The organism is Streptomyces sp. NPDC006544, assembly GCF_040611715.1.
In the GTDB taxonomy this organism is placed as follows: Bacteria; Actinomycetota; Actinomycetes; order Streptomycetales; family Streptomycetaceae; genus Streptomyces.
On sequence record NZ_JBEXOV010000023.1, the window covers coordinates 26,506 to 39,995 of the forward strand.

At 71.1% G+C, this 13,490-nt stretch carries 12 protein-coding genes, 2 pseudogenes and 1 riboswitch; of the genes and pseudogenes, 13 read left to right on the top strand and 1 reads right to left on the bottom strand.

All coding sequences use genetic code 11. The features are described from left to right. The first annotated feature begins 48 nt into the window (after nt 1-48). From ABZY44_RS13775 to ABZY44_RS13800, 6 genes and pseudogenes are all read left to right on the top strand, one after another. Nucleotides 49-450 (top strand): hypothetical protein, encoded by a 402-nt coding sequence (locus ABZY44_RS13775; RefSeq protein WP_356653240.1) that lies wholly within the window; start codon nt 49-51, stop codon nt 448-450. A 194-nt stretch (nt 451-644) separates the two neighbouring features. After that, nucleotides 645-902 (top strand): hypothetical protein, encoded by a 258-nt coding sequence (locus ABZY44_RS13780; protein ID WP_356653242.1) that lies wholly within the window; start codon nt 645-647, stop codon nt 900-902. Nucleotides 903-920: 18 nt separating this feature from the next. Next, nucleotides 921-2,309, top strand: a pseudogene (locus ABZY44_RS13785) (ATP-binding protein); the annotation flags it as partial. Continuing rightward, on the top strand, nt 2,306-3,643 hold the full coding sequence (gene dprA, locus ABZY44_RS13790; RefSeq protein WP_356653244.1) for a DNA-processing protein DprA: 1,338 nt from the start codon (nt 2,306-2,308) through the stop codon (nt 3,641-3,643). The pseudogene ABZY44_RS13785 and the gene dprA, both read left to right, overlap by 4 nt. 209 nt (nt 3,644-3,852) lie before the next feature. Continuing rightward, nucleotides 3,853-4,689 carry an RNA polymerase sigma factor WhiG gene (gene whiG, locus ABZY44_RS13795; RefSeq protein WP_356653246.1) on the top strand — a complete coding sequence of 279 codons (837 nt, stop codon included), beginning with the start codon at nt 3,853-3,855 and terminating at the stop codon, nt 4,687-4,689. 62 nt (nt 4,690-4,751) lie between these two features. Next, nucleotides 4,752-5,309 carry a helix-turn-helix domain-containing protein gene (locus ABZY44_RS13800; RefSeq protein ID WP_356653342.1) on the top strand — a complete coding sequence of 186 codons (558 nt, stop codon included), beginning with the start codon at nt 4,752-4,754 and terminating at the stop codon, nt 5,307-5,309. 101 nt (nt 5,310-5,410) lie between these two features. On the opposite strand, the pseudogene ABZY44_RS13805 reads toward ABZY44_RS13800, so the two are convergent. Continuing rightward, nucleotides 5,411-5,929, bottom strand: a pseudogene (locus ABZY44_RS13805) (M23 family metallopeptidase); the annotation flags it as partial. 269 nt (nt 5,930-6,198) lie between these two features. On the opposite strand from ABZY44_RS13805, the gene rpsB reads away from it, so the two are divergent. The 7 genes from rpsB (at nt 6,199) to ABZY44_RS13840 (ending at nt 13,430) form a co-directional block, all read left to right on the top strand. Beyond that, nucleotides 6,199-7,122: a 30S ribosomal protein S2 gene (rpsB, locus tag ABZY44_RS13810; protein WP_356653248.1), complete on the top strand. Its 924-nt coding sequence runs from the start codon at nt 6,199-6,201 to the stop codon at nt 7,120-7,122. Nucleotides 7,123-7,286: 164 nt separating this feature from the next. Further along, nucleotides 7,287-8,123, top strand: coding sequence for a translation elongation factor Ts (tsf, locus tag ABZY44_RS13815; RefSeq protein ID WP_356653250.1), 837 nt, complete (start codon nt 7,287-7,289; stop codon nt 8,121-8,123). A 162-nt stretch (nt 8,124-8,285) separates the two neighbouring features. Further along, nucleotides 8,286-9,065 carry a UMP kinase gene (gene pyrH / locus ABZY44_RS13820; protein ID WP_356653252.1) on the top strand — a complete coding sequence of 260 codons (780 nt, stop codon included), beginning with the start codon at nt 8,286-8,288 and terminating at the stop codon, nt 9,063-9,065. A gap of 114 nt (nt 9,066-9,179) precedes the next feature. Next, nucleotides 9,180-9,737 carry a ribosome recycling factor gene (frr, locus tag ABZY44_RS13825; RefSeq protein ID WP_214947881.1) on the top strand — a complete coding sequence of 186 codons (558 nt, stop codon included), beginning with the start codon at nt 9,180-9,182 and terminating at the stop codon, nt 9,735-9,737. Further along, nucleotides 9,737-10,816, top strand: coding sequence for a phosphatidate cytidylyltransferase (locus ABZY44_RS13830; RefSeq protein ID WP_356653254.1), 1,080 nt, complete (start codon nt 9,737-9,739; stop codon nt 10,814-10,816). The genes frr and ABZY44_RS13830 overlap by 1 nt, the downstream gene beginning before the upstream one ends. 158 nt (nt 10,817-10,974) lie before the next feature. After that, nucleotides 10,975-12,087, top strand: coding sequence for a 23S rRNA (adenine(2503)-C(2))-methyltransferase RlmN (gene rlmN, locus ABZY44_RS13835; protein WP_356653256.1), 1,113 nt, complete (start codon nt 10,975-10,977; stop codon nt 12,085-12,087). A gap of 59 nt (nt 12,088-12,146) precedes the next feature. Continuing rightward, a riboswitch (TPP riboswitch) is annotated at nt 12,147-12,255 on the top strand. An 83-nt stretch (nt 12,256-12,338) separates the two neighbouring features. Further along, nucleotides 12,339-13,430 (top strand): thiamine ABC transporter substrate-binding protein, encoded by a 1,092-nt coding sequence (locus ABZY44_RS13840; RefSeq protein WP_356653258.1) that lies wholly within the window; start codon nt 12,339-12,341, stop codon nt 13,428-13,430. Nucleotides 13,431-13,490 lie beyond the last annotated feature (60 nt).

A 13,490-nucleotide genomic window follows, 5' to 3' on the forward strand; every position in this document is an offset into this window, starting at 1 on the left:
GGACACCCCACGGCCCATGACATGACTCGGAGTGGCAGGATGACCCTCATGGCTGCACAAGATCGTTCCCCCACGGCGGGGCGGAGTCAGCTGAGAGACCTCGCGCGCGACCGCAAGAACGCTCTCGGACTGAGCTACGAGCGGCTCGCCGCGCGCTGCATCGACCCCGAAACGGGCGAGCGGACCGTGAAGTCGTCCTGGCTCCACCGGCTCGCAACCGACCTCCCGGTGCAGATCCCGGACTATCCGATGCTGCGCGGGCTGGCTGTCGGCCTCGATGTGCCGCTCGGCCGCGTGCAGGATGCGGCCGGCGCCGAATTTTTCGGCGTGGACGTCGAATGGTCAGCGTCGGGTGAGGCTCGTGCGCTGATTGAGAGTGCTGCACCCCTGACGCCTACTCAGCGTGAGCAGCTGCAACGGCTCATTGAATCGTTCACCCGACAGGAATAGCGGGTTGCGCATATGCCACCGGGCAGGGCGGCCACGCTCTGTAGTTTTTGCATGCTCGGTGTAGTCAGAAGCTGTTCAATGCGGCACCATTGGCGGCACCGCCTGGGGGCGCGATGGGTCCGATAGTCTGCATTTGCGCGCTGTGATTCGAACGTCAGCGCGGATTGTGATGCAGGCAGCGCCAAGGGGGTCGCATGGCTGACAGTGACAGCAACCAGCGGGAGCGCCCGCGCCCAGTCGAGGCCGAAGTAGTGGTTTCCGCGCTCGTGCCCGACGGCTACGCCATGATCCCCATTCAGCTCAAAGGCAAGACAGTCATCGCCGTCCACCCCGACCACGGCAGCGAGCAGCTCGCCAAGGAGCTGACCCACCACCTCGCGCACGCCACCCGGGTCGGGATGGCCGTCCTCTATAACCCCGTGGACGAGGTCCGGCCCCGGCCTGAAGTCTAGAACTGGCTTTCGCGGGCTTTCGATCTCGCCGTGGCCGCCGCGGTCCTGGGCGCCGCAGAGGTGGTCGACCCCGGTGTGATCGCCGACCTCGTCCTCATCGGGGAGCTGGGCCTGGACGGCCGGGTGCGGCCCGTCCGGGGGATCCTGCCGGCGGTGCTCGCCGCCGCCGGGGCCGGATACCGGCAGGTCGTGGTCCCGCAGCAGTGCGCGGCCGAGGCCATGCTGGTCCCGGACGTGTCGGTGCTCGGCGTGCGGAGCCTGCGCCAGCTGATCGCGGTGCTGACCGGCGGGGAGGTCCCCGAGGAGGATCCGCCGGACTCGCCGCCCGGGCGGCCCGACCCGATGCTGGCCGGGCTGGTCCTGCCGGGCGCGGGACTCGGCGCGGGGGTGGCCCTGGACGGGGCGGACGGGCGGGACTTCCCCGACCTCGCCGACGTCGCCGGACAGCACGGGGCCCGCCGGGCGCTGGAGGTCGCGGCCGCCGGGGGCCACCACCTCTTCCTGAGCGGGCCCCCGGGGGCCGGCAAGACGATGCTCGCCGAGCGGATCCCCTGGATCCTGCCGCCGCTCACCCGACAGGACTCCCTGGAGGTCACGGCCGTCCACTCGGTCGCGGGGATCCTGCCACCGGGCGAACCGCTCGTCACCCGGCCGCCCTACTGCGCCCCTCACCACTCCGCGACCATGCAGTCCCTCGTCGGCGGCGGTGCGGGAGTGCCGCGGCCCGGGGCGGTGTCGCTGGCCCACCGGGGGGTGCTGTTCATGGACGAGGCGGCGGAGTTCGGGGCCAAGGCCCTGGACGCCCTGCGGCAGCCCCTCGAAGCCGGGCACGTGGTCATCGCGCGGGCCGCGGGGGTGGTGAGGCTGCCGGCCCGGTTCCTCATGGTCCTCGCCGCCAACCCGTGCCCGTGCGGACGGCACACCTTGCACGGGGCCGGCTGCGAATGCCCGGCCTCGGTGATCCGTCGCTACCAGGCCCGGCTGTCGGGGCCGCTGCTGGACCGGGTGGACCTCAGGGTGGAGGTCGAGCCGGTCACCCGCTCCGATCTGCTGGGGCGAGGTGGCCGCGGCGAAACCACGGCGGTGGTCGCCGAGCGGGTCCGCGAAGCCCGGGACCGGGCGGCGGCCCGGCTGGCCGACACCCCGTGGCGGCGCAACTCCGAGGTGCCGGGGCACGAGCTCCGGACCCGCTGGCAGCCCGCCCCCGGCGCGCTGGCCCAGGCGGAGCGGGACCTGGAGCGCGGACTGCTCACCGCGCGGGGCCTGGACCGGGTGTTGCGGGTGGCCTGGACGATGGCGGACCTGCGCGGCCGCGACCGCCCCGACCCGCTGGACGTGGCCGTCGCGCTGGAACTCCGTACGGGCATCGCCCGGGGGGCCGCGGTGGCGAGGGGATCGGGCTCATGAACGGCCCGGACACCTCCGCCGCGGGACCCGAGCCGCGACCGGAGCCGGGACCCGAGCCGGAGCCGGGACCCGAGCCGGAGCCGGGACCCGAGCCGGAGCCGGGACCCGAGCCGGGGCCGGGATCCGAGCCGGGGCCGGAGCAGGAGTCCGGGGCGGGGACTGAGACGGAGACGGAGGCGGAGGTGCTGGCGCGGGCTGCGCTGACACGGGTGCTGGAGCCGGGGGACGAACGCGGGGGGCGCTGGCTGCGGGAGTACGGGGCGGTCGGGCTGATGCGACTGCTGACCGGCCCGGGGCCGGAGGCCGGGGCGCTGGCCGGGGTCGGCGCCGAGCGGCTCGCCGGGTACCGCAGACGTGCGGCACTGGCCGACCCCCAGCGGGACCTGGCGGACGCCGCCGAGGCCGGCGGCCGGTTCGTCTGCCCCGTTTCGGCGGAGTGGCCGACCCAGTTGGACGACCTGGGGGACGCCCGGCCCGTCGGGCTGTGGGTGCGGGGCGCACCGAGCCTGCGGACCTGGGCCCTGCGCTCGGTGTCCGTGGTGGGAGCCCGCGCCTGCACGCCGTACGGCGCGCACATGGCCCAGCTCCTCGCCGCCGGGCTCGCCGAGCGCGGCTGGGTGGTCGTCTCGGGCGCGGCGTACGGGATCGACGGGGCCGCCCATCGCGGCGCCCTCGCCGCCGGCGGCGCCACGGCAGCCGTGCTGGCCTGCGGAGTGGACGTGCCCTACCCGCGCGGGCACGCCGGACTGCTCGGCCGGATCGCCGCGCAGGGGATCGTGCTCGGGGAGCTCCCGCCGGGCAGCCACCCCACGCCGAGCCGGTTCGTCCTGCGCAACCGCGTCATCGCCGCGCTGACCCGGGGGACGGTCGTCGTGGAGGCGGCCCACCGTAGCGGATCCCTGGTCACCGCCCGCCGGGCCCTGGCGCTGGGGAGGTTCACCATGGGCGTCCCCGGCCCGGCCACCAGCGGGCTCTCCGCCGGGGTGCACGAACTGCTCCGTGCCGAGGCGGTGCTGGTCACGGACGCGGCGGAGGTCGTCGAGCTCGTCGGTGCGATGGGCGAGCTGGCCCCCGAGCGGCGCGGGCCGGTGGTCGCCCGGGACCTGCTGGACCCCCGGGCGGCCCGGGTGCTCGAGGCGCTCCCGGGCGGCCGGACCGCCGATCTGGAGGAGGTGGCCCTTGCCACGGGCAAAAGCACCGATGAAGTCATCGGCAGACTGTACGAACTTCACTCTCTGGGGTTCGTCGAACGGCAGGGCGACGGCTGGCAGTTGACCCCGCGGCGGCCGAGAGGAGGCGCACAAACCGGAGGGACCCGGCGAGGCGGTCGTTGACCTGGGGCGTTCCGGTGGAAGAGTGAAGCCGATGAGAGACGCGGTCTTCCCGATGGCAGCCGCCGGGACCGTGCGCCGAGCGCCGGTCCCGGGTCGCCCGTGCGAGCCGGGGCGCCCTTGCGGGCCCGCGCGATCCCGTACTCTTCGCGCACCGCGACACTTCCGTCACGCTACGCTCCCAACGAATCCGGCTCCGGCAAAGGCGAAGCATGCCCCAGCACACCTCAGGGTCTGACCGCGCTGCGGTGCCCCCCGCTGCGCGCGGCAGCGAGCGGTCCACCGCCCCCTCGTCCCTGGAGGTGCTGTGGCGCTCGTACAAGGACTCGGGTGACGAGCGGCTGCGGGAGCAGCTGATCCTGCACTACTCGCCCCTGGTGAAGTACGTGGCCGGGCGGGTCAGCGTCGGTCTTCCGCCCAACGTGGAGCAGGCCGACTTCGTCTCCTCCGGGGTCTTCGGGCTGATCGACGCCATCGAGAAGTTCGACATCGAACGGTCCATCAAGTTCGAGACGTACGCGATCACCCGGATCCGGGGCGCGATGATCGACGAACTGCGCGCGCTGGACTGGATCCCCCGCTCGGTGCGGCAGAAGGCGCGGGCCGTCGAGCGCGCCTACGCCACGCTGGAGGCGCAGCTGCGGCGCACGCCGACCGAGCACGAGGTCGCGGGGGAGATGGGCATCGGGGTCGAGGAACTCCACGCGGTCTTCAGTCAGCTGTCACTGGCCAACGTGGTCGCCCTGGAAGAGCTGCTGCACGCCGGCGGGGAGGGCGGCGACCGGCTCTCCCTGATGGACACGCTGGAGGACACCGCGGCCGACGACCCGGTGGAGGTGGCGGAGGACAGGGAGCTGCGCCGGCTGCTCGCGCGGGCCATCAACACCCTGCCCGAGCGGGAGAAGACGGTGGTGACCCTCTACTACTACGAGGGCCTCACGCTCGCCGAGATCGGCAACGTCCTCGGCGTCACCGAGAGCCGCGTCAGCCAGATCCACACCAAGTCGGTGCTACAGCTGCGGGCGAAGCTGGCCGACGTCGGCCGCTAGCGTGCGGAGGCCTTGCGGCACCTCCGTAGAGTGGACGCGTGCCCAGGATTCGAGCGGCCTCCGTGGCCGAGCACCGGTCGATGCAACGCGGCTCCCTGCTGGACGCCGCGCGTTCCCTGCTGTCCGAAGGGGGGACGGAAGCGCTGACCTTCCCCGCCCTCGCCGAGCGGACCGGTCTCGCCCGGTCCTCCGTGTACGAGTACTTCCGCTCGCGCGCGGCCGTCGTCGAAGAGCTCTGCGCGGTGGACTTCCCCGTGTGGGCCGCCGAGATCGAGGCGGCGATGTCCGAGGCCGGGACGCCGGAGGCGAAGATCGAGGCGTACGTCCGCAGCCAGCTGGGTCTGGTGGGGGACCGCCGGCACCGCGCCGTCGTGGCGATCTCCGCCAGTGAGCTGGACGCGGGTGCGCGCGAGAAGATCCGCGCGGCGCACGGGGGGCTGATCGCGATGATCGTCGAGGCCCTGGGGGCACTCGGGCAGACCGAACCCAGGCTGGCGGCCATGCTGCTCCAGGGGGTCGTGGACGCCGCCGTCCGCCGTATCGAGGCCGCCTCCGGCGAGGATCCGTCCGTGGTCACGGACGCGGCCGTCGCCATGGCACTGCGGGGCGTCCGGGGGTAGTCCCCCGCGGGGACGGCTTCGGGTGGGACGGGGGCCGCCCCCGGGTCCAAGGGGAGCAGGCGCGGTGTCGGCCGGGGGGTGAGGGCCAGGGGATTGAGGTACGCCTCGCCCCGCAGGAGGCCCCAGTGGAGGCAGGGGCGCGCGCAGTGGGAGCCGTCCGTGAGGACGGCCACCACCTGGCCCGCCGTGACGCCGACGCCTTCCGCCACCAAGGGGCGGACCGGTTCGTACGTCGTGCGCAGGCCGTTCGGAAGGGTCAGGGAGAGGACTCCGCGGCCCGCGACCTGCCCGGCGTAGTGGACCCGGCCCGGGCCGACCGCGCGCAGCTCCGCGCCCACCGGGGCTGCCAGGTCCACCCCGCGGTGGCCGGCCGCGTACGGGGTCGGGGGCGGGTCCCACCAGCGGACCACCGCGAGCGGGGCGGGGAGCGGGCGCGCCGCTGTGACGGGAGCCGCGGCCGAGGGGGATCCGAGGGGGTCGGCGGGCGGTGAAGCCCCCGCGGATCCGGAGGGCCCGCTGGATCCCGAGGACCCCGAGGACCCCGCGAGGCCCAGGGGGGCCGTCGCCGGGGCGACCGTGAGTGACAGCGTCAGCAGCAGGCCGAGCAGGAGAGTCGTCATACGGCCCAGGGTCCCGCCCGCGGGCGGTTCGCCGCCGGGCCTGTGGACAACCGGCACCCTGTGGACAACCGGAGGCCCGAGGACAACGCGTCACCCGGCATACCACCGGGTCCCGTACACTTCTTGTGGCGATCCGGGTCACCGGGTCGACTTCGCACGCCCCAGCACCGGCCGCTCAGGCCGGGTCACAGCGCCTCTCGGTCCCCTTCGTCGGGGGCAGGGCGCGACAGGGGTGTCAGGAACCAAACCGAGAAAACAAGGAGATGGCCATGGCCGTCGTCACGATGCGGGAGCTGCTGGAAAGCGGCGTCCACTTCGGTCACCAGACCCGCCGCTGGAACCCGAAGATGAAGCGCTTCATCTTCACGGAGCGCAACGGCATCTACATCATCGACCTGCTCCAGTCGCTGTCGTACATCGACCGCGCCTACGAGTTCGTGAAGGAGACCGTCGCCCACGGCGGTTCCATCATGTTCGTCGGTACCAAGAAGCAGGCCCAGGAGGCCATCGCCGAGCAGGCGACGCGTGTCGGTATGCCGTACGTCAACCAGCGCTGGCTGGGTGGCATGCTCACCAACTTCTCCACCGTCTACAAGCGCCTCCAGCGTCTGAAGGAGCTTGAGGCGATCGACTTCGACGACGTCGCGGCGTCGGGTCTCACCAAGAAGGAGCTCCTGGTCCTCTCTCGCGAGAAGATCAAGCTGGAGAAGACCCTCGGTGGTATCCGCGAGATGTCGAAGGTCCCCAGCGCCGTCTGGATCGTCGACACCAAGAAGGAGCACATCGCCGTCGGTGAGGCGCGCAAGCTCCACATCCCGGTCGTCGCGATCCTCGACACCAACTGCGACCCCGACGAGGTCGACTACAAGATCCCGGGCAACGACGACGCGATCCGCTCCGTCGGTCTGCTCACCCGCGTGATCGCCGACGCCGTCGCCGAGGGCCTCATCGCCCGTTCCGGTGCCGCGACCGGCGACTCGAAGCCGGGCGAGAAGGCCGCTGCCGAGCCGCTCGCCGAGTGGGAGCGCGACCTCCTCGAGGGCGAGAAGAAGGCCGACGACGCCGAGGCCGCTCCGGCCGAGGCCGCTGTCGAGACCCCCGCCGCCGAGACCGAGGCCGCTCCGGCCGCCGAGGCCGAGGTTGTCGCCGAGCCCGTCGTCGAGGCCCCGGCCGCCGACGCCGAGCAGGCCTGACCCACTGAGAGCGCCCGGCGTTCACGCGCCGGGCACTCGCAGCACGGGCGATGACGGCGGGGGAGGGCCGCGCCACGAGCGCGCCTCCTCCGCCATCCCCCAGCTACCGCTGGGAGGGGCCCCCAGCCCGTAGATCTACGACTTCGAGAGAGAATCACAGACTCATGGCGAACTACACCGCCGCTGACGTCAAGAAGCTCCGCGAGCTCACCGGCGTCGGCATGCTGGACTGCAAGAACGCGCTGGTCGAGGCCGACGGTGACGTCGACAAGGCCGTCGAGGCGCTCCGTATCAAGGGTCAGAAGGGCGTCGCCAAGCGCGAAGGCCGTTCTGCCGAGAACGGTGCGGTCGTCTCCGTCATCTCCGACGACAACACCTCCGGTGTTCTGGTCGAGCTGAAGTGCGAGACGGACTTCGTCGCCAAGGGCGACAAGTTCCTGGCTGTCACCAACCAGCTGGCCAACCACATCGCCGCGACCTCCCCGGCCGACATCGAGGCGCTGCTCGCGTCCGAGATCGAGCCCGGCAAGACCGTGCAGGCGTTCGTCGACGAGGCCAACGCCAACCTCGGCGAGAAGATCGTCCTGGACCGCTTCGCGCAGTTCACTGGCGGTTACGTCTCGGCGTACATGCACCGCACGATGCCCGACCTGCCGTTCCAGATCGGTGTCCTCGTCGAGCTCGACAAGGAGAACGCCGAGGTCGCCCGCGGCGTCGCGCAGCACATCGCCGCGTTCGCGCCGAAGTGGCTCTCCAAGGACGACGTCCCGGCCGACGTGGTCGAGTCCGAGCGCCGCGTCGCCGAAGAGGTCACCCGCGCGGAGGGCAAGCCCGAGGCCGCCCTCCCGAAGATCGTCGAAGGCCGTGTGAACGGTTTCTTCCGCGACAACACCCTGCTCGGCCAGGCCTACGCCCTGGACGCCAAGAAGTCCGTCCAGAAGGTTCTGGACGAGGCCGGTGTCAACCTGGTGCGCTTCTCGCGCATCAAGGTCGGCATCTGAGTCCGTCCGTACGCGACGGACACCGGACCCCGGTAGGGTCTGAAGCAGTCGCCCGCGTTCGCGCAGGACGACCGCAGATCTGACGAGGAGGCCATTGCCGTAGAGGGAACCGCAAGGACCCACCGGCAATGGCCTTCTTCGTATGTGCACGAGGAGATCTCCATGAATCAGGGCGTGGACACCCACACCGTTCCCGACGACAAGAGCGACCAGGACAAGAAGGGCCGCCGCTTCATGCTGAAGCTGTCGGGCGAGGCCTTCTCCGGTGGCGGAGGACTGGGCGTCGACCCCGACGTCGTCCACGCCATCGCGCGCGAGATCGCCGCGGTGGTCCGCGACGGCGCCGAGATCGCCATCGTGATCGGCGGCGGCAACTTCTTCCGCGGCGCCGAACTCCAGCAGCGCGGCATGGACCGGGCGCGGTCCGACTACATGGGCATGCTCGGCACCGTCATGAACTGCCTCGCACTCCAGGACTTCCTGGAGAAGGAGGGCATCGACTCCCGGGTCCAGACCGCCATCACCATGGGCCAGGTCGCCGAGCCGTACATCCCGCTGCGCGCCGTGCGACACCTGGAGAAGGGCCGCGTCGTCATCTTCGGCGCCGGCATGGGCATGCCCTACTTCTCCACCGACACCACGGCCGCCCAGCGCGCCCTGGAGATCGACGCGGAAGCCCTGCTCATGGGCAAGAACGGCGTCGACGGGGTCTACGACTCGGACCCCAAGAAGAACCCCGACGCCGTGAAGTTCGACGCGCTGGAGTACAGCGAGGTGCTCTCCCGCGACCTCAAGGTCGCCGACGCCACCGCCATCACGCTGTGCCGCGACAACAAGCTGCCGATCCTGGTCTTCGAACTGCTCGCCGAGGGCAATATCGCCCGCGCGGTCAAGGGTGAGAAGATCGGCACGCTCGTGAGCGACCAGGGCACCCGGACCTGAGCACTCCGGACCTGGGCACTCCGGGTCCGAGCACCCGCCGCCGGTCCGAGCCCCGCGGGGCCGCGCCGGCCCCGCCCGCCCGAACCATCCATTTCTGACATGCAGGAGCACGTGGTGACCGAAGAGATCCTCCTCGAGGCCGAGGAGAAGATGGAAAAGGCCGTCGTCGTCGCCAAGGAAGACTTCGCCGCGATTCGCACCGGTCGTGCGCACCCGGCGATGTTCAACAAGATCGTGGCGGAGTACTACGGCGCCATCACGCCCATCAACCAGCTCGCCTCCTTCTCGGTTCCCGAGCCGCGCATGGCGATCGTGACCCCGTTCGACAAGAGCGCCCTGCGCAACATCGAGCAGGCCATTCGCGACTCGGACCTCGGTGTCAACCCGAGCAACGACGGCAGCATCATCCGGGTGACCTTCCCCGAGCTGACGCAGGACCGCCGCAAGGAGTACATCAAGGTCGCGCGCACCAAGGCCGAGGACTCCAAGGTGTCGATCCGCGCCATCCGCCGCAAGGCGAAGGACGCCCTCGACAAGCTCGTCAAGGACAAGGAAGCCGGCGAGGACGAAGTGCGCCGCGCCGAGAAGGAGCTCGACGACACCACCGCGAAGTACGTCGCGCAGGTGGACGAGCTGCTCAAGCACAAGGAAGCCGAGCTCCTCGAAGTCTGATGAACGACTCTTCCTGGCAGCCGGAGCCGGTTCCGGCGGGTCCCGCATACGATGCGCAGGTGGGCCCGCACACTCGGCCCATGCCCATCGTGCCCGATGCCGCCGGCCGTGACTTCGACGACCGGGAAGCACGCGATCGGGGGGCCGCCGCTGACGGCGGCTCCCTCTTCCGCGCCGAGACGCCGCCGCAGGAGCCCATGCCCAGCCCCCCGTCGCCCCCGCCTTCGTCGGCGCCGCAGGACCCCACTCCGCCGCCTCAGAAGAAGCGCGCGGGACGGGATCTGCGGGCCGCCATAGGGGTCGGCGTCGGCCTCGGAGCGGTGATCTTCGCTTCCCTCTTCATCGTCAAGGCGGTCTTCGTCGGCGTCGTCGTCGTGGCGGTCGTCGTCGGCCTGTGGGAGCTCACCTCCAGGCTCCAGGAGAAGAAGGGCATCAAGGCCCCCCTGGTGCCGCTCGCGATCGGCGGCGCGGCGATGGTCATCGCCGGGTACGTCCGCGGGGCCGAGGGCGCCTGGGTGGCCATGGCCCTGACGGCGCTGGCCGTCCTGGTCTGGCGGATGACCGAGCCGCCCGAGGACTACCTCAAGGACGTCACCGCCGGCATCTTCGCGGCGTTCTACGTGCCCTTCCTGGCCACGTTCGTCGCGATGCTGCTCACCGCCGACGACGGGCCGCAGCGGGTCGTCACCTTCCTGGTCCTGACCGTGGTCAGCGATACCGGGGCCTACGCGGTGGGCTGGCGCTTCGGCAAGACCAAGCTCGCGCCGCGCATCAGCCCCGGCAAGACCCGCGAGGGCCTCCTCGGAGCGGTGGCCTTCGCGATGGTGGCCGGCGCGCTGTGCATGGAGTTCCTGATCGACGGGGGCTCGTGGTGGCAGGGCCTGGTCCTGGGCTTCGCGGTAGCCGTCAGCGCCACGCTGGGCGACCTCGGCGAGTCGATGATCAAGCGCGACCTCGGCATCAAGGACATGGGCACGCTGCTGCCCGGCCACGGCGGCATCATGGACCGGCTGGACTCGCTGCTTCCCACGGCTCCGGTGGTCTGGCTGCTGCTCGCCGCCTTCGTCGGCGCCGGCTGATCCGGTCGGCGCGGCTCCCGGCCGCGGGCTCCTCATCGGCGGAGCTCCGCCGGGTGGGGGCGGCGTACGACGGAAGGCTTCGGCAGGGCCGGGGCGGTTACTCTTGAAGGGCGTGCTGCTTCTGCGGCGCGCCTTTCGTCTTACAAGGAGTACCTGCCATGGCCCGCCCTGTTCCGGGAGAGCTCACTTTCGTCGCCCCCCGTGGAGCGAAGAAGCCGCCCCGGCACCTCGCCGACCTCACCCCCGAGGAGCGCCGGGAGGCCGTCGCCGCGATCGGTGAGAAGCCGTTCCGGGCCAAGCAGCTCTCGCAGCACTACTTCGCCCGGTACGCGCACGACCCGGCGGAGTGGACCGACATCCCGGCCGCGTCCCGCGAGAAGCTCCAGAAGGAGCTGCTGCCGGACCTGATGAACGTCCTGCGGCACATCTCCTGCGACGACGACACCACCCGCAAGACGCTGTGGAAGCTGCACGACGGCACGCTCGTCGAGTCCGTGCTCATGCGCTACCCCGACCGGGTGACCATGTGCATCTCCTCGCAGGCCGGGTGCGGCATGAACTGTCCGTTCTGCGCCACCGGCCAGGCGGGCCTGGACCGCAACCTGTCCACCGCGGAGATCGTCCACCAGATCGTCGACGGCATGCGCGCGCTGCGCGACGGAGAGGTCCCCGGCGGTCCGGCGCGCCTGTCGAACATCGTCTTCATGGGCATGGGCGAGCCGCTCGCGAACTACAACCGCGTCGTCGGCGCCATCCGCCGGCTCACCGACCCGGAGCCCGACGGCCTGGGCCTGTCCCAGCGCGGGATCACCGTCTCCACCGTCGGCCTCGTCCCGGCCATGCTGCGGTTCGCCGACGAGGGCTTCAAGTGCCGCCTCGCCGTCTCCCTGCACGCCCCGGACGACGAGCTGCGCGACACCCTCGTGCCCGTGAACACCCGCTGGAACGTGCGCGAGGTGCTCGGCGCGGCCTGGGAGTACGCGGAGAAGTCCGGCCGGCGGATCTCCATCGAGTACGCCCTGATCCGCGACATCAACGACCAGGCCTGGCGGGGCGACCTGCTCGGCAGGCTGCTCAAGGGCAAGCGCGTGCACGTCAACCTGATCCCGCTGAACCCGACGCCCGGTTCGAAGTGGACCGCCTCGCGGCCCGAGGACGAGAAGGCGTTCGTGGAGGCCATCGCCCGCCACGGCGTGCCGGTGACCGTGCGTGACACCCGTGGCCAGGAGATCGACGGGGCGTGCGGCCAGCTCGCGGCCTCGGAGCGCTAGTTTCCGCCAGTGAAAGGGCGCATTCGGCCGCGGGGTACCCTGTGGCCGAACCAATTTCATATTTCCGACAGGGGAGCGCCACAGCGCTGAGAGTGCGGTAACCGTCACCGCAGACCCTCTGAACCTCGCCCCGGTCATTCGGGGTAGGAAGTTCGGTCACCACTCAAGCTGTTGCGCCCTGCCCGGCGTCCGATCGACAGAGCGCCGGGCAGGGCCGCGTCTTCTCCTGGACATCCCAGGAGGAATCACCAGTGAGCACCACCAAGAAGCTCGCGGGCGTCGCGCTCGCGGCCGCGCTCGGCGTCAGCACGCTCAGCGCCTGCGGCGGCAAGGCCGAGGACAAGTCCGGGGGCGACGCCCCCGGGTCCAAGACGATCACCCTGGTCTCGCACGACTCCTTCAACGTGACCGACACGGTCCTCAAGGAGTTCGAGCAGCAGAGCGGTTACAGCGTCAAGGTCCTGAAGTCGGGCGACGCCGGCGCCGCGCTGAACCAGGAGATCCTGACCAAGGGCTCCCCGCGCGGCGACGTCTTCTTCGGCGTGGACAACACGCTCCTCTCCCGCGCACTCGACAACGGCATCTTCACGCCGTACGAGGCCGAGGGGCTCGCCGGCGTGAAGCCCGAGTTCGTGCTCGACAAGGAGCACCGCGTCACCCCGGTCGACTCCGGTGACATCTGCGTCAACTACGACAAGGCCTACTTCGCCGACAAGAAGCTCGCCCCGCCGCAGACGCTGGACGACCTCGTCAAGCCCGAGTACAAGGACCTGCTGGTCACCGAGAACGCCGCGACCTCCTCGCCCGGCCTCGGCTTCCTCCTCGCCTCCGCCGGCAAGTACGGCGAGGACGGCTGGAAGGACTACTGGAGCAAGCTCAAGGCCAACGGCGTCGAGGTCGTCGACGGCTGGGAGCAGGCCTACAACGAGCGGTTCTCCGGCTCGGCCGGCGGCAAGAAGGCCAAGGGCGACCGCCCGCTCGTCGTCTCCTACGCCTCCAGCCCGCCGGTCGAGGTCCTCTACGGCGAGCCGCAGCCGGCCGAGGCCCCCACGGGCGTCGCGACGGGTACCTGCTTCCGGCAGACCGAGTTCGCGGGCCTGCTGAAGGGCGCGAAGAACGTGGAGGGCGGCAAGGCGCTCCTCGACTTCCTGATCTCCAAGAAGTTCCAGGAGGACATGCCGCTCCAGATGTTCGTGAACCCGGTGACCCGGGACGCGAAGCTGCCGGAGCTGTTCACGAAGCACGGCGTCGTGATCGAGAAGCCGGAGACGGTGACCCCCGACGCCATCGCGAAGAACCGCGACGAGTGGGTCAAGGCCTGGTCCGCGCTCGTCGTGAAGTAGCGGGACCCGTGCACACCGCACCGAAGGAGAGCGGGCGGGCCACGGCCGTCAGGCTCGGTC

What these genes read in the sequence shown, in the direction of transcription:
- ABZY44_RS13775 (WP_356653240.1), top strand. Translation starts at nt 49, where the DNA reads ATGGCTGCACAAGATCGTTCCCCCACGGCGGGGCGGAGTCAGCTGAGA.
- ABZY44_RS13780 (WP_356653242.1), top strand. Translation starts at nt 645, where the DNA reads ATGGCTGACAGTGACAGCAACCAGCGGGAGCGCCCGCGCCCAGTCGAG.
- dprA (WP_356653244.1), top strand. Translation starts at nt 2,306, where the DNA reads ATGAACGGCCCGGACACCTCCGCCGCGGGACCCGAGCCGCGACCGGAG.
- whiG (WP_356653246.1), top strand. Translation starts at nt 3,853, where the DNA reads ATGCCCCAGCACACCTCAGGGTCTGACCGCGCTGCGGTGCCCCCCGCT.
- rpsB (WP_356653248.1), top strand. Translation starts at nt 6,199, where the DNA reads ATGGCCGTCGTCACGATGCGGGAGCTGCTGGAAAGCGGCGTCCACTTC.
- tsf (WP_356653250.1), top strand. Translation starts at nt 7,287, where the DNA reads ATGGCGAACTACACCGCCGCTGACGTCAAGAAGCTCCGCGAGCTCACC.
- pyrH (WP_356653252.1), top strand. Translation starts at nt 8,286, where the DNA reads ATGAATCAGGGCGTGGACACCCACACCGTTCCCGACGACAAGAGCGAC.
- ABZY44_RS13830 (WP_356653254.1), top strand. Translation starts at nt 9,737, where the DNA reads ATGAACGACTCTTCCTGGCAGCCGGAGCCGGTTCCGGCGGGTCCCGCA.
- rlmN (WP_356653256.1), top strand. Translation starts at nt 10,975, where the DNA reads ATGGCCCGCCCTGTTCCGGGAGAGCTCACTTTCGTCGCCCCCCGTGGA.